18 protein-coding genes are annotated in these 20,018 nt (G+C 72.1%); 14 read left to right on the forward strand and 4 right to left on the reverse strand.

Annotated elements, in window-relative coordinates:
* Positions 1-5 precede the first annotated feature (5 nt).
* From ACIF8S_RS10430 to ACIF8S_RS10485, 12 genes are all read left to right on the forward strand, one after another.
* Complete coding sequence (locus tag ACIF8S_RS10430; RefSeq protein ID WP_399998592.1) at positions 6-1,226, forward strand: cytidylyltransferase domain-containing protein; 1,221 nt, start codon at positions 6-8, stop codon at positions 1,224-1,226.
* Positions 1,227-1,239: 13 nt separating this feature from the next.
* Positions 1,240-2,178 carry an N-acetylneuraminate synthase family protein gene (locus ACIF8S_RS10435; protein ID WP_399998593.1) on the forward strand — a complete coding sequence of 313 codons (939 nt, stop codon included), beginning with the start codon at positions 1,240-1,242 and terminating at the stop codon, positions 2,176-2,178.
* A 41-nt stretch (positions 2,179-2,219) separates the two neighbouring features.
* On the forward strand, positions 2,220-3,323 hold the full coding sequence (locus ACIF8S_RS10440; RefSeq protein WP_399998594.1) for a hypothetical protein: 1,104 nt from the start codon (positions 2,220-2,222) through the stop codon (positions 3,321-3,323).
* 304 nt (positions 3,324-3,627) lie between these two features.
* On the forward strand, positions 3,628-4,857 hold the full coding sequence (locus tag ACIF8S_RS10445; protein ID WP_399999009.1) for a M20 family metallopeptidase: 1,230 nt from the start codon (positions 3,628-3,630) through the stop codon (positions 4,855-4,857).
* Positions 4,858-5,152: 295 nt separating this feature from the next.
* The gene (locus ACIF8S_RS10450; protein WP_399998596.1) at positions 5,153-6,205 is read left to right on the forward strand and encodes a BMP family protein; all 1,053 of its coding nucleotides are present in this window, start codon (positions 5,153-5,155) and stop codon (positions 6,203-6,205) included.
* 325 nt (positions 6,206-6,530) lie between these two features.
* On the forward strand, positions 6,531-7,580 hold the full coding sequence (locus ACIF8S_RS10455; protein WP_349797880.1) for a BMP family ABC transporter substrate-binding protein: 1,050 nt from the start codon (positions 6,531-6,533) through the stop codon (positions 7,578-7,580).
* 197 nt (positions 7,581-7,777) lie between these two features.
* Positions 7,778-9,355, forward strand: coding sequence for an ABC transporter ATP-binding protein (locus ACIF8S_RS10460; RefSeq protein WP_349797882.1), 1,578 nt, complete (start codon positions 7,778-7,780; stop codon positions 9,353-9,355).
* The gene (locus ACIF8S_RS10465; protein ID WP_399998598.1) at positions 9,355-10,479 is read left to right on the forward strand and encodes an ABC transporter permease; all 1,125 of its coding nucleotides are present in this window, start codon (positions 9,355-9,357) and stop codon (positions 10,477-10,479) included. The genes ACIF8S_RS10460 and ACIF8S_RS10465 overlap by 1 nt, the downstream gene beginning before the upstream one ends.
* The gene (locus ACIF8S_RS10470; RefSeq protein ID WP_399998599.1) at positions 10,476-11,750 is read left to right on the forward strand and encodes an ABC transporter permease; all 1,275 of its coding nucleotides are present in this window, start codon (positions 10,476-10,478) and stop codon (positions 11,748-11,750) included. Before ACIF8S_RS10465 ends, ACIF8S_RS10470 begins: the two co-directional genes overlap by 4 nt.
* Positions 11,747-12,148, forward strand: a complete 402-nt coding sequence (locus ACIF8S_RS10475; RefSeq protein ID WP_399998601.1) for a cytidine deaminase — start codon at positions 11,747-11,749, stop codon at positions 12,146-12,148. The genes ACIF8S_RS10470 and ACIF8S_RS10475 overlap by 4 nt, the downstream gene beginning before the upstream one ends.
* Before the next feature lie 98 nt (positions 12,149-12,246).
* Entirely contained in the window at positions 12,247-13,521 is a 1,275-nt protein-coding gene (locus tag ACIF8S_RS10480) for a thymidine phosphorylase (RefSeq protein WP_399999010.1), read from the forward strand.
* A gap of 95 nt (positions 13,522-13,616) precedes the next feature.
* Positions 13,617-14,201, forward strand: coding sequence for a Uma2 family endonuclease (locus ACIF8S_RS10485; protein WP_399998602.1), 585 nt, complete (start codon positions 13,617-13,619; stop codon positions 14,199-14,201).
* Here ACIF8S_RS10485 and ACIF8S_RS10490 read toward each other — a convergent pair whose 3' ends face one another.
* Positions 14,202-15,122 (reverse strand): AEC family transporter, encoded by a 921-nt coding sequence (locus ACIF8S_RS10490; protein ID WP_399998604.1) that lies wholly within the window; start codon positions 15,120-15,122, stop codon positions 14,202-14,204.
* 162 nt (positions 15,123-15,284) lie between these two features.
* Between ACIF8S_RS10490 and ACIF8S_RS10495 the strand changes: the two genes are divergently transcribed.
* The gene (locus ACIF8S_RS10495) at positions 15,285-15,632 is read left to right on the forward strand and encodes an STAS domain-containing protein (protein WP_399998605.1); all 348 of its coding nucleotides are present in this window, start codon (positions 15,285-15,287) and stop codon (positions 15,630-15,632) included.
* Here the strand turns inward: ACIF8S_RS10495 and ACIF8S_RS10500 are convergent.
* Complete coding sequence (locus ACIF8S_RS10500) at positions 15,516-16,529, reverse strand: sigma-70 family RNA polymerase sigma factor (RefSeq protein WP_399998606.1); 1,014 nt, start codon at positions 16,527-16,529, stop codon at positions 15,516-15,518. The genes ACIF8S_RS10495 and ACIF8S_RS10500 overlap by 117 nt on opposite strands.
* A gap of 151 nt (positions 16,530-16,680) precedes the next feature.
* A complete protein-coding gene (locus ACIF8S_RS10505) occupies positions 16,681-17,964 on the reverse strand; it encodes an MFS transporter (protein ID WP_399998607.1) in 1,284 nt (427 codons plus the stop codon).
* Positions 17,965-18,027: 63 nt separating this feature from the next.
* On the opposite strand from ACIF8S_RS10505, the gene ACIF8S_RS10510 reads away from it, so the two are divergent.
* On the forward strand, positions 18,028-18,990 hold the full coding sequence (locus ACIF8S_RS10510; protein ID WP_399998608.1) for a LysR family transcriptional regulator: 963 nt from the start codon (positions 18,028-18,030) through the stop codon (positions 18,988-18,990).
* 174 nt (positions 18,991-19,164) lie between these two features.
* Here the strand turns inward: ACIF8S_RS10510 and ACIF8S_RS10515 are convergent, their stop codons facing one another.
* The gene (locus ACIF8S_RS10515) at positions 19,165-19,929 is read right to left on the reverse strand and encodes an alpha/beta hydrolase (RefSeq protein WP_399998610.1); all 765 of its coding nucleotides are present in this window, start codon (positions 19,927-19,929) and stop codon (positions 19,165-19,167) included.
* Positions 19,930-20,018 lie beyond the last annotated feature (89 nt).

A 20,018-nucleotide genomic window follows, 5' to 3' on the forward strand; every position in this document is an offset into this window, starting at 1 on the left:
ACCCCATGCCCGACTCTCCGGCCGTACGCCGGGTGCTCGCCGTGATACCCGCCCGCGGCGGCTCCAAGGGAGTGCCCGCGAAGAACCTCGCCCCCGTCGGCGGCGTGCCCCTGGTGGCCCGCGCCGTGCGCGAGTGCCGCGCCGCCCGCCACGTCACGGACGTGGTCGTCTCCACCGACGACCCGGCCGTCGCGCAGGCCGCGCGGCAGGCGGGTGCCGAGGTCGTGCTGCGGCCCGCCGACCTCGCCGGGGACACCGCCACCTCCGAGGCGGCCGTGCTGCACGCCCTGGACGCCCACGAGGCCCTGCACGGCGCCCGGACCGACGTCGTCCTGCTCGTGCAGTGCACCAGCCCCTTCCTCACCCGCGAGGACGTCGACGGGGTGGCCGCCGCGGTCGCCCACGGCGGCGCCGACACGGCGGTGACGGTCGCCCCGTTCCACGGCTTCGTGTGGCGCGACACCGGTGCCGGGACGGCCGGGGAAGGCCAGGGCCACGGCGTCAACCACGACAAGGCCGTCCGCCCCCGCCGCCAGGACCGCCCCCAGGACTTCCTGGAGACCGGCGCCGCCTACGCCATGGACGCCGCGGGCTTCCGCACGCACGGCCACCGCTTCTTCGGCCGCACCGAACTGGTCCGCACCGATCCGGCCCGCGTCCTGGAGATCGACGACCCGCACGACCTCGCCCGGGCCCGCGCCCTCGCCCCCCTCCTCGACACGGGCCGGACCGGGCTGCCGGCCGCCGCCGACATCGACGCGGTCGTCCTCGACTTCGACGGCACCCAGACCGACGACCGGGTGCTGATCGACGCGGACGGACGGGAGTTCGTCTCCGTGCACCGCGGCGACGGCCTCGGCGTCGCCGCCCTGCGCCGCAGCGGCCTGAAGCTGCTGATCCTGTCCACCGAGCAGAACCCGGTCGTCGCCGCCCGCGCGCGGAAGCTGAAACTCCCCGTGCTGCACGGCATCGACCGCAAGGACCTCGCCCTCAAGCAGTGGTGCGAGGAACAGGGCATCGCGCCCGAGCGCGTGCTCTACGTCGGCAACGACGTCAACGACCTCCCGTGCTTCGCCCTCGTCGGCTGGCCCGTGGCGGTCGCGAGCGCCCACGACGCCGTACGCGGCGCCGCCCGCGCGGTCACCACCCTCCCCGGCGGTGACGGCGCTGTCCGGGAGATCGCCGGCTGGCTCCTCGGCCCCTCCCTCGATTCCCTCCCCCAGTAAGGAAACCCTGGTCATGAGCACCAACTCCCGCATCCGCACCCTCGGTTCGCGCGAGGCCGGCCCCGGCCGTCCCGTCTACGTCACCGGTGAGATCGGCATCAACCACAACGGCGACATCGAGAACGCGTTCAAGCTGATCGACGCCGCCGCCGAGGCCGGCTGCGACGCCGTCAAGTTCCAGAAGCGCACCCCGGAGATCTGCACCCCGCGCGACCAGTGGGACATCGAACGGGACACCCCCTGGGGCCGGATGACGTACATCGACTACCGCCACCGCGTGGAGTTCGGCGAGGACGAGTACCGCCAGATCGATGCCTACTGCAGGAAGAAGGGCATCGACTGGTTCGCCTCCCCGTGGGACACCGAGGCCGTCGCCTTCCTGGAGAAGTTCGACGTGCCCGCCCACAAGGTGGCCTCCGCCTCCCTCACCGACGACGAGCTGCTGCGCGAACTGCGCGCCACCGGCCGCACGGTCATCCTCTCCACCGGCATGTCCACCCCGAAGCAGATCCGTCACGCGGTCGAGGTCCTGGGCAGCGACAACATCCTCATGTGCCACGCCACGTCGACGTACCCGGCGCAGGCCGAGGAGCTCAACCTCCGCGTCATCAACACCCTGCAGCAGGAGTACCCGAACGTCCCGATCGGCTACTCCGGCCACGAGACGGGCCTGCAGACCACCCTCGCGGCCGTCGCCCTCGGCGCCGTCTTCGTCGAGCGGCACATCACCCTCGACCGCGCCATGTGGGGCTCCGACCAGGCCGCCTCCGTCGAACCGCAGGGCCTGGCCCGCCTGGTGCGCGACATCCGCACCATCGAGGCGTCCCTCGGCGACGGCGTGAAGAAGGTCTACGAGTCCGAGCTCGGCCCGATGAAGAAGCTGCGCCGCGTGGCCGGTGCCGTCGCCGAGGCGGAGATCGCCACGGCCGCCGGCGAGCCCGTGGCCGTCTGACCCTCCCCCACCCACCCCTACGACGGGACGGTCGTACGTCGATGAGCCCCCGCGCCGGCCGGACCGGCCCCCGCACCCTCGCCTTCGTGGAGAGCCCGGTGCAGTTGCTCAACGTGCTGGAGTGGGCGCACGCGCACGCGTCCGGCGCGGGACTCGACCTCGTGGTGCTGTCCCCGGTCGACCCGATGACCCGCGGCCAGCTGCGCCGGATGGCGGAGCTGGCCCGCGAGGAGGGCCACGAGGTCCGCTGGGAGGAGGCGCGCGGGGGAGCGGGCGCCCCGCTGCGCACCATCGGCGGACTGGCCGTGCCGCTGCGCCGGGCGGAGCGGGTCGTCCTCGGCGACCCGTTCTCCCGGTACGTGCAGCTCCTGCTGACCATCACCCGCGCCCCCGAGACGGTGGTCGTCGACGACGGCACGGCCACCATGGAGTTCGCCGGCCAGCTGGCCCGGGGCGAGCGCCTGGTGCGCTGGCACCGCAAGGGCGGCCGCCCCGGCCCCCGTGACCTGGTCCTCGCCCCCGTGTCCGCCGCCGCCCGGCGCCGGCTCACCCCCGGCGCGGGGCGCACGGTGGAGGTCTTCACCTCCATGCCGATGGCGGACGTCCCGCCCGGCGTCACCGTCCGCACCCACACCTTCGCCTGGACCCGGGACCGTTTCGGACCGCCGCGCGTCACCCGGGGCGCCGACCTGGTGGGCACCTCCCTGGTGGAGACCGGGGTGGTGGACGCCGACGCCTACGTGGCCGCCGTCCGCTCCCTGGCCCGGACGCACGGCGCCCGGCGCTACTTCGCGCACCGCCGCGAGACCACCGAGAAGCTGCACCGGCTGGCGGTGGACACCGGCCTGGAGATCGTCCGCCCCGAGCTGCCCCTGGAACTGGTCGCCCGGCGAGGCCCCGTGGGCCGTACGGTCGTCAGCTTCCCCTCCACGGTCGTCCACACCCTGCCCCTCGCGCTGGCCGGGACCGGCGTGGAGGTGGCGGTGTGCGACATCGACACCGCCTGGCTCACCCCGCACGCCTCCCCGCGCGCCCGAGGCTTCCTCGCCGACGTCACGAGCACCGCGAAGGACGTCCACCGGCTGCGCTCCGTCCCGGCACCCCGCCCCGCAGGCCCGGCGGCGGCGCGCCTCCGCACGAGCTGAACCGCGCGGACACACCCGGACGGCGCCCGGGTGTCCGCCAGATGAACCGCTCAGCGTGGGTTGGGCCGAGCGTGGTAACCGTGGAAGAACGAAAGGTGCCGACGCCGGCGCCGCGGCTGTGACCGACCTCATGGCCCGGCAGGCCGAGAGCTCCTACCCTCCCAAAAGGGCGGTGAGTGTACCCATCTCGCTGAACGGCTATGCGTAGGGCGGCCGGATTTTCTCCCTCCAACGGGCTGATTTTTCTTGATCAGGGGTCAGTGGACGGCTCCGGCGCCCTACTCTTCAAAGGGTGAAGCCACTGATGTCACTGGAGTCCGAGATCGATCTCCCCGGGGGAGCGGTGCTCCCCGGCGCGCTGCCCGAGGCCCTGCGCGCCGAACTCGTGGCGTTCCGGCGAGACCTCCACATGCACCCGGAGCTGGGCAACCAGGAGTTCCGTACGACCGCCGCGATCAAGGAACGCCTCCAGCGGGCGGGACTGCGCCCCCGGGTGCTCTCCGGCGGGACCGGCCTGGTCTGTGACATCGGTACCGACGACGAGGCCGGCACCGACTCGGCGATGCTCGCCCTGCGCGCCGACATCGACGCCCTGCCCATCCCCGACATGAAGACCGGCTGCGCCTACCGGTCCACCGTCCCCGACCGCGCCCACGCCTGTGGTCACGACGTGCACACCACCGTGGTCCTCGGCACCGGCCTGGTGCTGGCCGAACTGCACCGCCAGGGCCTGCTGCCCCGCCCGGTCCGGCTGATCTTCCAGCCCGCCGAGGAGGTGCTGCCCGGCGGCGCCGTCGACGCCATCGCCGACGGCGCGCTGGAGGGCGTCGGCCGCATCCTCGCCGTGCACTGCGACCCCCGGGTCGACGCGGGGAGGATCGGGCTGCGCCAGGGCTCCATCACCTCCGCCTGCGACCGGCTGGAGATCGCCCTCGACGGCCCCGGCGGGCACACCGCCCGCCCGCACCTGACCACCGACCTGGTCACCGCCGCCGCCCGCGTCGTCACCGACGTGCCCGCGCTGGTCGGCCGCCGGGTCGACAGCCGCAGCGGGCTCGCCGTCACCTGGGGGCGGGTCGAGTCCGGCCACGCGCCCAACGTCATCCCGCAGCACGCGGAGCTCTCCGGCACCGTGCGCTGCCTGGACCTGGAGACCTGGCGGCAGGCACCCGACCTGGTGGTCGCGGCCATCGACGAGGTGGCCAACCTGCACCGCGCCAAGTCGGAGATCACCTATGTGCGCGGCGTCCCGCCCGTCGTCAACGAGGCCGGGGCCACCGAGCTGCTGCGCGACGCGATGATCGCGCGACGCGGGGTGGAGTCCGTCGAGGGCACCGAACAGAGCCTGGGCGGCGAGGACTTTTCCTGGTACCTGGAGCGCGTCCCCGGCGCCATGGCCCGCCTCGGCGTCCGCACCCCCGGCGAGCGCACCGTGCGCGACCTGCACCAGGGCGACTTCGACGTGGACGAGCACGCGATCACGGTGGGCGTGGAGCTCTTCACCGCCGCGGCCTTCCTGGACGCCCTGCGGTAAGGCGTACGCGCGGTGAGGGCGGCCGAGTCCCCGGTGGACGCGGCCGCCCTCACCTGTGTCACCTGCCCCGCGCACCCAGGTTGCGGCGTGGTCCGGCGGGGTGCAGCGTGGGCCCCGTGCACACGCGTATGCCCGTTTCGCTCCCCTGCGACCCCCTGGTTCACACGGGCGTAACCGGCCATCGGCACGAATGGGTAACGGCCCCGCACGACCCCGTTCCCAGGAGTGTCTACGCGCGTTAATGTGCGCCGAACCGAGCACCCGCTGCGGGGCTTTGGAGAATGGGGAACTTCAGATGCGTCGGATATCCAAACTGACCCGCGTAGCGGTGGGGGTCGCTTCGCTCGCGCTCGCCGCCACCGCCTGCGGTGGAACCAGCAGTGACAACGGTGACAGCGGGGGCTCCTCCAAGGACGACCTCGGTCTCGCCATCGCCTACGACATCGGCGGCAAGGGCGACCAGTCCTTCAACGACGCCGCCTTCGCGGGCCTGGAGAAGGCCAAGAAGGAATTCGGCTTCAAGACCGCCGACGTCGAGCCCACCGAGGGCGAGACCGACGCGGACAAGGAGCAGCGCCTGGCCTCGCTGGCCCGCCAGGGCTACAACCCGGTCATCGGCGTCGGCTTCGCCTACGGCCCCGCCATGGAGGCCGTCGCCGCCAAGTACCCCGACACCACCTTCGGCATCGTCGACTCCGTCGTCGAGGGCGACAACGTCGCCTCCCTGGTCTTCGCCGAGGAGCAGGCCTCCTACCTCGCCGGTGTGGCCGCCGCCAAGGCGACCAAGAGCAACACCGTGGGCTTCGTGGGCGGTGTGGACATCCCGCTGATCCACAAGTTCCAGGCCGGCTACGAGCAGGGCGTGAAGGCGACCAACTCCAAGGTCAAGGTCGTCTCGCAGTACCTGACGCAGACCGCGGAGGAGGGCGGCTTCTCCAGCCCCGACAAGGGCAAGGCCGCCGCCGAGGGCCAGATCGAGAAGGGCGCCGACGTCATCTACCAGGCGGCGGGTCTGTCCGGGCAGGGCGTCATCGAGGCCGCGGCCAAGGCCAAGGTCTGGGCGATCGGTGTCGACTCCGACCAGTACAACCAGGAAGCCCTCGCCGGCTACAAGGACTTCATCCTCACCTCCGCCCTGAAGGACGTCGGCGGCGCGGTCTACACGCTGTCCAAGTCCGTGCACGACGGCAAGCCGCTCACCGGCACCCAGGTCTTCGACCTCAAGGTGAACGGCGTCGGCCTGTCCGACAGCAACCCCAGGATGGCCGAGATCCCGGGCCTGAAGGAGGCCGTGGACGAGGCCAAGAAGGGCATCACCGACGGCACGATCAAGGTCAACACCGAGTGACCCCCCGTGCCGGGTCCCTCCCGGCACGGACCTCCCGTACGAAGCGGGCGGGCGCCCCGGGCGCCCGCCCGCTTCGCCGTGTCGCCACCGGAGGCTGCCGAGCCGTTCCGGGGGCGTCCGGGAGGGGCCGCGCGCTCACCCAAAGCCACCCCGCGTCTGCGCACAGCGACGCCCCGTCCCGGTCGGCGGAACCGGGTTGCTCACGGGCGCATAACAAGGTGGACAGAAGGGGTTTTCAGGCAGGTCTACGCGCGTTAATCTGCGGCGAAGCCAGCGCCGTACCCCGTACCGTTCCCCGGCGCTTGTAAGACTAGGAGCACCACACATGCGCCGGATTTCCCGGATCACGGTCGCAGGCGCAGCGACCGCCTCCCTGGCCCTCGCCCTCTCCGCCTGCGGCGGCACCTCGACCTCCTCGGGCTCCTCGGAGTCGAAGGGTGACAAGGGCCTCGCCATCGCCTACGACGTCGGCGGCAAGGGCGACCAGTCCTTCAACGACGCCGCCTTCGCCGGCCTGGAGAAGGCCAAGTCGGAGTTCGGCTACGAGACGGCCGACGTCGAGCCCACCGACGGTGAGACGGACGCCGACAAGGAGCAGCGCCTGGTCTCGCTGGCGAAGCAGGGCTACAACCCGATCGTCGGCGTCGGCTACGCCTACGCGTCCGCCGTCAAGGGCGCCGCGGAGAAGTTCCCCGACACCACCTTCGGCATCGTCGACGACGCCACCGTCGAGTCGAAGAACGTCGCCGACCTGGTGTTCTCCGAGGAGCAGGCCTCCTACCTGGCCGGTGTCGCCGCCGCCAAGACCACCAAGACGGACGTCGTCGGCTTCGTGGGCGGTGTGGACATCCCGCTGATCCACAAGTTCCGCGCCGGCTTCGAGCAGGGCGTCAAGGACACCGACCCCAAGGTCAAGGTCATCTCCCAGTTCCTCACGCAGACCGCGGAGGAGGGCGGCTTCTCCAGCCCCGACAAGGGCAAGAGCGCCGCCGAGGGCCAGATCGAGAAGAAGGCCGACGTCGTCTACGCGGCCGCCGGTCTGTCCGGTCAGGGTGTCATCGAGGCCGCCGCCGCCAACAAGGTGTGGGCGATCGGTGTCGACTCCGACCAGTACAAGCAGGAAGCCCTCGCCAAGTACAAGGACTCGATCCTCACCTCGGCGATGAAGGACGTCGCCAAGGCGGTGTACAACCTGGCGAAGTCGGTCGAGGACGGCAAGCCCGCGACCGGTATCGTCAAGGGCGATCTCAAGACGGGTGAGGTGAGCCTGTCGAACTCCAACCCGAAGTTCGCGGACGACGCCGAGCTCCAGAAAGCCATCGAGACGGCCAAGGAGAAGATCATCAGCGGCGAGATCAAGGTCAAGTCGAGCTGAGTCACACCCTGAACCACGCGGGGTCGCGACCGCTCGACGGGGTGCGAGGAGCCGGGCTCCTCGCACCCCGTCGGTCAGGTGTGCCACCCCTTTGTATGCCGTAGGGGCGCTACGCGCGTAGACGGCCCCCGTCCCCAGGAGAGTGCGTCATCAACGCGTCCAGCAGCCCTCCGGCCGGAGCGGCGGTCAACAAAACGGTGACCGCCGTGGAGCTCGCCGGGATCACCAAGCGCTTCCCCGGTGTCGTCGCCAACCACGACATCCACCTGACCGTCCGCAAGGGCACCGTCCACGCCCTCGTCGGCGAGAACGGCGCCGGCAAGTCGACCCTGATGAAGATCCTCTACGGCATGCAGAAGCCGGACGAGGGCACCATCACGGTCCACGGCGAACAGGTCAGCTTCTCCTCGCCCGCCGACGCCATCGCCCGCGGCATCGGCATGGTGCACCAGCACTTCATGCTGGCCGACAACCTCACCGTCCTCGAGAACGTCGTCCTCGGCAGCGAGAAGCTCCACGGCATCGGCGGCAAGGCCCGACGCCGCATCAAGGAGCTCGGCGAGCGCTACGGCCTGGAGGTCCGCCCCGACGTCCTGGTCGAGGAGCTCGGCGTCGCCGCCCGCCAGCGCGTGGAGATCCTCAAGGTCCTCTACCGCGGCGCCACCACCCTCATCCTCGACGAGCCCACCGCGGTCCTCGTCCCGCAGGAGGTCGACGCGCTCTTCGACAACCTGCGCGAGCTCAAGGCCGAGGGCCTGTCCGTCATCTTCATCTCCCACAAGCTGGGCGAGGTCCTCTCCGTCGCCGACGACATCACCGTCATCCGCCGCGGCACCACGGTCGGCACCGCCGTGCCCTCCGAGACCACCCCGCGCCAGCTCGCCGAGCTGATGGTCGGCAGTGAGCTGCCGACGCCGGAGACGGCCGAGTCCACGGTCACCGACCGGCCCGTGATCGTCGTCGACAAGCTGCGCATGGTCGCCCCCGGCGGCAAGCCGCTGCTGGACGACATCACCTTCACCATCCACGAGGGCGAGGTCCTGGGCATCGCCGGCGTGGAGGGCAACGGCCAGACCGAACTGGTCGACGCCCTGATCGGCCTGCGCCAGGGGGACTCCGGCGTCATCCGGCTGGCCGACGAGGAGATCACCGCCTGGCCCACCCGCAAGCGCCGCGAGCAGGGCATCGGCTACATCCCCGAGGACCGTCACCGCCACGGCCTGCTCCTGGAGGCCCCCCTCTGGGAGAACCGCATCCTCGGCCACGTCACCGAGAAGCCCAACGCCAAGGGCGTCTGGCTGGACCCGAAGGCGGCCCAGGAGGACACCCGCCGGATCGTGACGGAGTACGACGTCCGCACGCCCGGCATCGACGTCACCGCGGCCTCCCTGTCCGGCGGCAACCAGCAGAAGCTGATCGTCGGCCGCGAGATGAGCCACAAGCCGCGCTTCCTGATCGCCGCCCACCCCACCCGCGGTGTGGACGTCGGCGCGCAGGCCGCCATCTGGGACCACATCCGCGAGGCCCGCCGCGAGGGTCTGGCCGTGCTGCTGATCTCCGCCGACCTGGACGAGCTGATCGGCCTGTCCGACACCCTCCGCGTGATCTACGACGGCAAGCTGGTCGCCGACGCCGACCCGGCCACCATCACCCCGGAGGAACTCGGCACCGCCATGACCGGCGCCGCCGAGGGCCACCTCGAACACGAAGAGACCCCCGAGACCCAGGCCGACCTGTCCAAGTCCGCCGAGTCTCCGGAAGACGAGGCCCGCTGATGAAGAAGTTCGACAAGGAGCGCGTGCTCCTCGCGGTGGCCGGACCGGTCATCGCGCTCGCCGTGGCCTTCGTGCTGAGCGCGATCGTGCTGATCGCCTCCGGCAAGAACCCCGTCGAGCCGTTCGCCCTCATGTTCGAACAGGCCGGGTTCTCGGACGTCCAGGTCCTGATCATCAACCAGGCCTCGATGTACTACATCGCGGCCCTCGCGGTGGCCATCGGCTTCCGCATGAACCTGTTCAACATCGGCGTCGACGGCCAGTACCAGCTCGGCGCGATGATGGCCGCCATCGTCGGCGCGCACGCCAACCTGCCGGCGTTCCTCCAGGTGCCGCTGCTGCTGCTGACCGCCGTGTGCACCGGCGCCTTCTGGGCCGGCATCGCCGGCGTCCTCAAGGTCACCCGCGGCGTCAGCGAGGTCGTCGCCACGATCATGCTCAACGCGATCGCCACCTCGCTGATCGTCTACATGTGGAAGCCCGACGTCTTCGGCGTCAAGATCGGCAACAACAGCACCACCGGCGAGATGCACGAGTCCGGCTGGATCCCGGGCATCGACCTCGGCGAGTCCGGCGAGATCTACGGCCTGGTGATCCTGGCCGTCCTCCTCGGCATCGGCTACTGGGTCGTCCTCAACCGCACCCGCTTCGGATTCGACCTGCGCGCCTCCGGCTCCTCCAGCTCCGCGGCGGCCGCCAGCGGCGTCGACCCCAAGCGCATGGTCCTCACCGCCATGCTGCTCTCCGGCGCCATCGCCGGTCTCGCGGGCCTGCCGATCCTGCTCGGCGACTCGCACACCTACAACCTCAACTTCCCCACCGGCATCGGTTTCCTCGGCATCGGCATCGCCCTGCTCGGCCGCAACAGCCCGGTCGGCATCGTCTTCGCCGCCCTGCTGTGGGCCTGGCTCGACAAGGCCTCGCCCGAGCTGGACTTCCACGGCTACGACAAGGAGATCGCCGTCATCATGCAGGGCCTGATCGTCCTGTCGGTGGTCGTCTCCTACGAGGCCGTCCGTGAGTGGGGCCTGCGCCGCCAGCAGCGCCGGGTCGGCGCCGAACTCGCCGCGGGACACGTCCTGGGCGCCGACAACAACACCACGAAGGAGGTGGCCGGCCGATGACCGCTCCGACCACAGCGACCGACGTCAACCAGCCGTCGCTGGAGCACGCACCGCAGACCGGCCGCCGCATGTCGCTGCCCGTCCTGATGCTGGTCATCGCCGGAGCCCTGGCCCTGACCTCGATCGTGCGCCTGATCACCGGCGCCGACGGCATCACCAACGTCAGCCAGATGTCCACCGCGCTCCAGCTCGCCGTGCCCATCGGCCTCGCCGGCCTCGGCGGCCTGTGGGCCGAGCGCGCGGGCGTGGTGAACATCGGCCTCGAAGGCATGCTGATCCTGGGCACCTGGTTCGGCGCCTGGGCCGGATTCCAGTGGGGTCCGTGGACCGGCGTCCTCGTCGGCATCATCGGCGGCTGCCTCGGCGGCCTGCTGCACGCCATCGTGACCGTCACCTTCAACGTCAACCACATCGTCTCCGGTGTGGCGATCAACATCCTCGCCCTCGGCGCCACCCGCTACCTGGCCCCGCTCGCCTTCGAGGGCCACCAGGGCGGCTCCGCCAAGCAGTCCCCGGCGGTCGAGTCCCTCGGCCACTTCACCGTGCCAGGACTGTCCGACTGGCTGACCGACCTCAACGCCAAGGGCTGGTTCTTCCTCTCCGACATCGCCGGCCTGCTCGGCGGCCTGGTCACCAACGTCTCCTGGCTGACCCTGATCGCCGTCGCGCTCGTCCCCGCCACCTGGTGGATCCTCTGGCGCACCGCGTTCGGCCTGCGGCTGCGCTCCTGCGGCGAGAACCCGGTGGCCGCCGAGTCCCTCGGCGTCAACGTCTACAAGTACAAGTACCTCGCCGTGATCATCTCCGGTGGACTGGCCGGCCTCGGCGGTGTCTTCCTGTCCATCGTGGCCAACCCCTTCTACCTGGAGGGCCAGACCAGCGGACGCGGCTACATCGGCCTCGCCGCGATGATCTTCGGCAACTGGATGCCGGGCGGCCTCGCCATCGGCGCCGGCCTGTTCGGCTACACCGACAGCCTCAACCTGCGCGGCGGCTCCACCAACGTGCACGCCCTGCTGCTGCTCGGCGCGCTGCTCCTGGTGATCGGCGCCATCTGGCTGGCCATCCGCAAGAAGTACGTCAACGCGGTGATCACCCTGATCGTCGGCGCCCTCGTCTTCGCCTGGTACGCCGGCACCAACGAGGTCCCGAGCCAGGTCGTCGCCGCCACGCCGTACGTCATCACCCTGGTCGTCCTCGCCCTCTCCGCCCAACGGCTGCGCATGCCGAAGGCGGACGGCATGCCGTACCGGAAGGGACAGGGCAAGTGACCGGGGCCGACGACGCCGACTGGGAGACGCTGCGCGCGGCGGCGCGGGACGCCATGTCCCACGCCTACGCCCCCTACTCGGGGTACCCGGTCGGCGCCGCGGCCCGCGTCGACGACGGACGCACGGTCACCGGCTGCAACGTCGAGAACGCCTCGTACGGCATCGGACTGTGCGCCGAGTGCGGGCTGGTCTCGGAGCTGCAGCGCACCGGGGGCGGCCGGCTCACGCACTTCACGTGCGTGGACGGCGGCGGCGAGGTCCTCGTCCCGTGCGGCCGCTGCCGGCAGCTGCTGTACGAGTTCGGCGGACCCGGACTGCTGCTGGAGACGCCCGCGGGCATCCTGCCCCTGTCGGAGATGCTGCCCCAGGCCTTCGGCCCCCAGCACCTCACCAAGTAATTCCCGTGCGGCCCCTCCGGGCGGCGCCCGGCACACCGGGCGGCGTCGAACGGAGGGGCCGTGCTCTTCGCACCCCGGAAGGAACGCCAGCCATGGCCATGGACGCCATCTCCGTCATCCGCACCAAGCGGGACCGCGGCGAACTCACCGACGAACAGATCGACTGGGTCATCGACGCGTACACCCGCGGGGAGGTGGCCGACGAGCAGATGTCGGCCCTCGCCATGGCGATCCTGCTCAACGGCATGGACCGGCGCGAGATCGCCCGCTGGACCGCCGCGATGATCGCCTCCGGCGAGCGCATGGACTTCTCGTCCCTGTCCCGCCCCACCGCCGACAAGCACTCCACGGGCGGTGTCGGCGACAAGATCACCCTTCCGCTGGCGCCCCTCGTCGCCGCCTGCGGCGCCGCCGTCCCGCAGCTCTCCGGCCGCGGCCTCGGCCACACCGGCGGCACCCTGGACAAGCTGGAGTCCATCCCCGGCTGGCGCGCCCTGCTCTCCAACGAGGAGATGCTCTCCGTGCTCGACGGCGTCGGCGCGGTGATCTGCGCGGCCGGTGACGGTCTCGCCCCCGCCGACAAGAAGCTCTACGCCCTGCGTGACGTCACCGGCACCGTCGAGGCGATCCCGCTGATCGCCTCCTCGATCATGTCGAAGAAGATCGCCGAGGGCACCGGCTCGCTGGTCCTGGACGTCAAGGTCGGCTCCGGCGCCTTCATGAAGACGGTCGAGGACGCCCGCGAGCTGGCCTCGACCATGGTGGGCCTCGGCACCGACTCCGGCGTGAAGACGGTCGCCCTGCTCACCGACATGTCCACCCCGCTCGGCCTGACCGCCGGCAACGCGCTGGAGGTCCGCGAGTCCGTCGAGGTCCTCGCGGGCGGCGGCCCGGCGGACGTCGTCGAGCTGACCGTCGCGCTGGCCCGGGAGATGCTGGAGGCGGCCGGCATCCGTGACGCCGACCCGGCGAAGGCCCTCGCCGACGGCTCCGCGATGGACGTCTGGCGCCGCATGATCAGCGCCCAGGGCGGCGACCCGGACGCGGACCTCCCGGTGGCGCGCGAGCAGCACGTCGTCAAGGCCCCGTCCTCCGGCGTCCTCACCCGCCTGGACGCCTACGACGTGGGCGTCGCCGCCTGGCGCCTGGGCGCCGGCCGGGCCCGCAAGGAGGACCCGGTGCAGGCGGGCGCGGGCGTGGAGATGCACGCCAAGCCCGGCGACCGCGTGACCGAGGGCCAGCCCCTCCTCACCCTCCACACCGACACCCCGGACCGCTTCGACTACGCGCTCCAGTCCCTGGAGGGCTCCTTCGACATCGGCTCCGGCGCGGACTTCACCGCCACGCCGGTGGTCCTGGAGCGCATCGCCTGACCAGGGCTTTCCCCTTTCGGATGAACGGGACCGGTGGACCCCTGCCGGTCCCGTTCGTCATGCTGTACTCGGCGACGTACCGATAGGAGACCGCCGTGAGCGCACTCACCGTGAGCCAGGACCCCGAGCAGAGCTGGGACGACCTCGTCCGGTTCTGGGAGGAGATGGAGTGGCCCGAGGGCAGCAAGGTGGAGATCATCGAGGGGATCGTCACCGTGTCACCCGCTCCCGCGTATCGCCACAACCTGATCGCTGAAAGTATTCAGCGGCGCCTTTACTCAGTGATCCCGCCGGACTGGGGGATCTTTCAGACGCTGGCGATCGCCGTACCGTCACGCATGGGCATGCTCATCCCGGATCTTGTAGTCGCTCCCAGGCGGGACCACACCGAGTCCGAGACCCACATCCCCGCCGGTCTGGCCGAGCTGGTCGTTGAGGTCACCTCGAAGTCGAACGCCCGCCACGACCGCGTCAGCAAGCCCGCCGCGTACGCGGCCGCCGGCATTCCCCTCTACCTGTTGGTCGACGCCTGGGCCCCCGAGGGCCCGACCGTGACGCTCTACGGGGAACCGAAGGACGACGTCTACCGGCCGCTGAAGAGCGTGAAGTTCGGCGAGCCGATCGAGCTTCCCGCCCCCTTCGACCTGGTCATCGACACCGCAGAGTTCCCCAGGGCCTGATCACCCCAGCACCGCCGCCACCACCACCAGGACCGGGACCGCGAGGGCCGTCGAGATCAGGATGGTCTCCCGGGCCAGGCGCTCACCGACGCCGTAACTGCTCGCGTAGGTGTAGAGGTTCTGGGCGGCCGGTAGCGCCGAGGTCACCACCACGTCCAGCAGGTGCGCCCCGCGCAGGCCGAACACGCCCACTGCCAGCGCCCAGGCGGCCAGCGGCTGGCCCACCGCCTTCAGCCCCACGGCCAGCAGCACGGCCCCCCGGTCGCCGCCGCGCAGCGGCAGGGTGCTGCCCCGCAGCGAGATGCCGAAGGCGAGGAGCACGGCGGGCACGGCCATGTTGCCGATCAGCTGCACCGGGTCCCACACCGGCCCGGGGATCTCCACCCCCGCCGCCGACACCGCCACCCCCGCCAGCGACCCCAGCGCGATCGGGTTGCGCAGCGGAGCCAGCAGCCTGCGCCACAGCGGCAGCTTCCCGCCCGCCGTCGACAGGTCCAGGATCGTCAGCGCGACCGGCGTGACCCCGACCAGCTGGAACAGCAGCACCGGCGCCACCAGCGAGGCGTCCCCCAGCACGTACACCGCGATGGGGATGCCCAGGTTGCCGGAGTTGACGTAGCTGGAGCACAGGGCACCGACGGTGGTGCGGCCCACGCCCCAGCCGCGGGCCACGCCCACCGCCACGAAGACCCCCGCCACGGCCGCCGTGCTCAGCGCGGTGACCAGCAGGCGGCCGGAGAACACCACGGACAGGTCGGCGCGGGCGAGCGTCGTGAACAGCAGCGCCGGGGACGCCACGTGGAACGCCAGCCTGGTCAGGACCTCACGGCCCTGGGCGCCCAGATCCCCCCGCCGGCCGATGAGGTAGCCGACGCCGATGACGACGGCGATCACCAGGAACCCGCTCAGCACCCCCTGCACGGCGGCTCCCCCTGGCGGTGAAGGGCACCGGACACCAGGGGCGGGGATGATCTGTGGCGCATACAGCCAACCCTCTGGGGAGGGCCGCGCCCAGGTCAATGTGATCCTCGGCGCCACGCGATGAGTTACCGGTGTCCGCCCGGTCTACCGCACGTGGACGCCATGACACCGCCCGTGCTCGTGCTCAGCGGCCCCCTCACCACGGACGAGGTGAGCGGGCCGTGCGAGGCGCTGCGCACCCTGCTGGACGGCGGGGGATGCGGCGCCGTGGTGGTGTGCGACGTGGCCGGGCTGGGACCGCCGGGTCTGGCCGCCGTGAACCTGCTGGCCCGGCTGCAGCTCACCGCCAGCCGGGCCGGCGGCCGGATACGGCTGCGGGACCCTTCCCCCGCGCTACGCGCCCTGCTCGACCTCGTCGGTCTCCGCTTCGAGACGGAGGGGCAGCCCGAACAGCGGGAACCACCGCTGGGTGTCCAGGAAGCAGTGGAACCCGGTGATCCGGCCGCCTGAGATCTCCAGCGCCTGGACCGCCCACGGGACGAAGCCGCCGTTCTCCGGGTCGGGCTTGTACTGGGCGAACCCCGGCAGGCCGTTGACCCGCACCGGCACCAGCCGGGAGCCGGCGCACGGGGCGCCCAGCGTCGTGATGAAGCCCGTGATGTCGTCGGCGCCGGTCAGCCACAGGTCGAACGGCGGCATCGTCATGATGGCGTCCTCGTGCAGCAGCTCGGTCAGCGCCGACATGTCGTACCCCTCGAAGGCGGCGACATAGCGGTCGAGCAGCTTCTTCTGGTCCTCGTCCAGCGGGTCGGAGACCGCCGCGTCCTCGCCCGGCTGCCTGCGCTCGGCCAGCGTGGCCCGGGCGCGCTGCAGGGCGCTGTTGACCGACGCGACCGAGGTGCCGAGCAGCTCGGCGACCTCGCTCGCCTTCCAGGCCAGCACCTCGCGCAGGATCAGCACCGCCCGCTGCTTGGCGGGCAGCTGCTGGAGCGCCGCCATGAACGCGAGCCGCACGGACTCCTTGGCGACCGCGGCCTCCGCGGGGTCGGCGGGCTTGGGCAGCACCCGGTCGTCCGGCATCGGCTCCAGCCAGGTGTGGTCGGGGCGGGGCGAGAGGGCGGCCCGCGCGAGCGGCGTCGGCTCCGTGAGGTCCATCGGGCGGGCGCGCTTGTTGCCCGCGGACAGCATGTCCAGGCAGACGTTCGTCGCGATGCGGTAGAGCCAGGAGCGGAGGCTGGAACGGCCCTCGAACTTGTCGAGGCTGCGCCAGGCACGGATCATCGTGTCCTGCACCGCGTCCTCGGCCTCGAAGGACGAGCCGAGCATCCGGTAGCAGTACCCGGTCAGCTCGACCCGGTACTGCTCGAGCGTGGCGTCCAGGTCCGTCGTCGCCGTGCCGTTCGTCATCGTCCACCCACCCCATGTGGCCTTTTCGTGGCGCCCCGTCGCACCACCACTCCGGAAGCTACCGCAGCCCACCGACAACGGCCCCCCGAGTGGACGAATCCGCAGGTGAGAGGGGGTGGGCGAACCGGTCGTGCGCGTCCCGGACGGGCCGTCAGGCGGCCCGGACCTCCACCGTGCGGGCCGCGGCCCGGGTCCCGGCGAGGGTGATCGCCGCGACGCCCGCCACCGCGACCAGCCCGACCGCCACCGTCCCGGCCCAGCCGCCCGCGTGGAAGGCCAGCGCCCCCACCGTGCTGCCGGCGCTCGACCCGATGTAGTACGCGGACTGGTACAGCGCCGCCGCCTGCGCCCGGCCCTCCGTCGCGGTCCTGCCCACCGCCGACGACGCCACCGCGTGCCCCGCGAAGAACCCGGCCGTGATCAGCACCAGACCCAGCAGCACCCACGGCAGCGACCCGGCCAGCGACAGCAGCAGCCCGGCCGCGGTGGTCCCGCCGCCCGCGTAGAGGGCGCCCCGGCGGCCCAGCCGGCCCACCAGCCGCCCGGCCGCGGAGGCCGACACCGTGCCCACCAGGTACACCAGGAACACCGACCCGGCGACACCCTGCGGCAGCGAGAACGGCGCCTCGGTCAGCCGGTACCCGATGACCGTGTACACGCCGCCGAACACGGTCATGAACAGCGCGCCGATCGCGAACAGCCGCCGCAGCAGCGGGTTCGCCAGGTGGCGGCGGACCGTGCCGGCCAGCACGCGCGGCGCGAGCGAGCCCGGCGTGAAGTGCCGCGGCACCGGCAGCAGCAGCCGGAAGGCCACCGCGCAGGCCACCGCGACCAGCCCGATCACCGCCACGGCGACGCGCCAGCCCCACTCCTGCGCCACCCAGCCGGTGATCACCCGGCCGCTCATCCCGCCGACGCTGTTGCCGGCCACGAACAGCCCGATCGCCGTCACCAGCGCCTTCGGCGTCACCTCCTCCGCGAGGTACGCCGTCGCCGAGGCGGGCAGCCCGGCCAGCGCCGCGCCCTGCAGCGCCCGCAGCGCCACCAGCGCCCCGAGCGACGGGGCGAACGGCACCAGCAGCCCGAGGGTCACCGCGACGGCCAGCGAGGCCGTCATGACCGTGCGCCGCCCGAACCGCTCGGACAGGGCGCTCATCGGCAGCACGAACAGCGCCAGACCGCCGGTCGCCGCCGACACCGTCCAGCTCGCGTCGCTCGCGCTGACCGCGAAGTCGCCCGAGACCAGCGGCAGCAGGGCCTGGGTGGAGTAGAGGAGCGCGAAGGTCGCGACGCCCGCGAGGAACAGGGCGAGACTCATCCGGCGGTAACCGGGACCGCCCGGGGACATCCGGGTGTCCTCGGCGGACGGCTGGGCGGCGGGAACGGGAGCGACGGCGTCCACACGGGCGGACGCCCCGGTACTGGCGGGAGTCATGCCTCGAACGTACGGAGGTCTCCGCTCATCCGTCCAATGCATGGAATCGCCATAATCGTTCCCATGGAGCATCAGCGGAGGTCGGACGGTCGCCTGTCACAGTCCGGTGACACACGAGACAGAGAAGAGATGGCCCGGCTGCTCGCGCCGCGCCTCGCCCACTTCGCCGGGGTGGCCCGCACCGAGCACGTCACCCGGGCCGCCCAGGAGATGCAGGTGCCGCAGTCCACCCTCTCCCGCGCGCTGGTCCGCCTGGAGGAGGACCTGGGCGTCGACCTGTTCGCCCGGCACGGCCGCACCGTCTCCCTCACCCCCGCGGGCCGTACCTTCTTCGCCTCCGTCGACCGCGCCCTGGACGAGATCGGACGCGCCGCCGAGGAGGTCCGCGCCGACGCCGACCCGGCCACCGGCAAGGTCGCCTTCGGCTTCCTGCACACCATGGGCGCCGAGACCGTGCCGGGGCTGCTGCACGCCTTCCGCGCCGACCATCCGCGCATCCGCTTCAGCCTGGTCCAGAACCACGGCGAGGCGATGCTGGAGGGCCTGCGCGCGGGCGAGCTGGACCTGTGCCTGACCTCGCCGGTGCCGGACGCCCCCGACCTCGTCGCCCGCCGCCTCGACGAGCAGAAGCTGCGCCTGGCCGTCCCCGCCGACCACCGCCTCGCGGGCCGCCGCCGGGTCCGTCTCGCGGAGGCCGCCGACGAGACGTTCGTGACCCTGGAACCCGGCTACGGGCTGCGCCGCATCACCGACGACCTGTGCGCGCGGGCGGGTTTCGCCCCGCGCATCGCCTTCGAGGGCGAGGAGGCCGAGACCCTGCGCGGCCTGGTCGCGGCCGGCCTGGGCGTCGCCCTGCTGCCCCCGCCCCCGTTCCCCCGCCCCGGAGTGGTGGAGCTGACGGTGACGGCCCCCCGGGCCGCCCGCGAGATCGGCGTGGCCTGGCTGGCGGGCCGCCCGGACACGCCACCGGTGGCGGCGTTCAAGAGGTTCCTGCTGTCGAGGCGGGGGAGCCTGCTGCCGGGGTGAGCAGAGCCCCGCGCACGCGACCGCGGCCCCCGTGAGGGAGCGGACCCGTGCACGAGACCACGACCCCCGGTGACAGAGCGGACCCGTGCACATGACCGCGACCCCCGTGAGGGAGCGGACCCGTGCACATGACCGCGGACCCCGTGAGGAACCGAAGCCCTACCGCGACCGCCCCTACCGCCGCCGCAGCGACGTGCCGAACCCGGCCGCCAGCGGCATCCGCAGGCCCAGGGGAGGGGGCGCCGCCAGGGCGTCCTGCACGGGACGGGAGAACGCCCGCCCGAACAGCGCACCCATGACGAAGTCCTCGGCCAGCGCCAGCACTTCCTCCCGGTACTGGCTCAACCCGTGACCGTCGGCGTGCACTTCGAACCGGCACACCTCCCGGTTGGCCTTCTTCGCCCGCGCCGCCAGCCGGAACGACAGCTCGGGGTCGGTCCGCGCGTCGTTCGTGCCGTGCACGATCAGCACGCGCCGCCCGGCCAGCTGTTTCACCGGTTCGGGTGGTGCCGCCCCGTCCTCCTCGGGCAGCCAGGGGGCCAGCGCCACCACGGAGTTGACGGCCTCGTGACCGGCCGCGCGCAGGGCCGCCCTGCCGCCCATGCCGAGGCCGGCCAGACAGACGGGGACGTCCCCGTAGCGCCGTACGGCCTCGTCGGCGGCCCAGGCGGCGTCGTGCGCGAGATGCGCCTCGTCGCCGTTCCAGCCGCGGTAGCGGTAGTGGACGACATGGGTGGCCAGGTGCTGGTCCCGTCCCGCGCGGGCCAGCCGGCGCCCCAGGCCGCGCACCGAGCCGGCCGCCCGCATCGGCGACGGTCTGCGGGCGGACGCCTCCTCGCCGTTCGGGAGCAGCAGCAGCACTCCGCTCACCGTCGTCGGCTCCGCGCCGAGCGCCCTCCCCAGCCGGGCCGTGCGGACCGGCGTCGCTTGCTGTGCCATGACAGAACATTCTCAGAAGGGGCGGCGAACGCGACCCCTCCGTGCGGTCACCGTTCCGTATCGGCGCCCGCGCGCGCCGGGTGATCTAC

The sequence above is a fragment of the Streptomyces sp. NPDC085937 genome (assembly GCF_044540535.1).
Classification (GTDB): Bacteria; Actinomycetota; Actinomycetes; order Streptomycetales; family Streptomycetaceae; genus Streptomyces.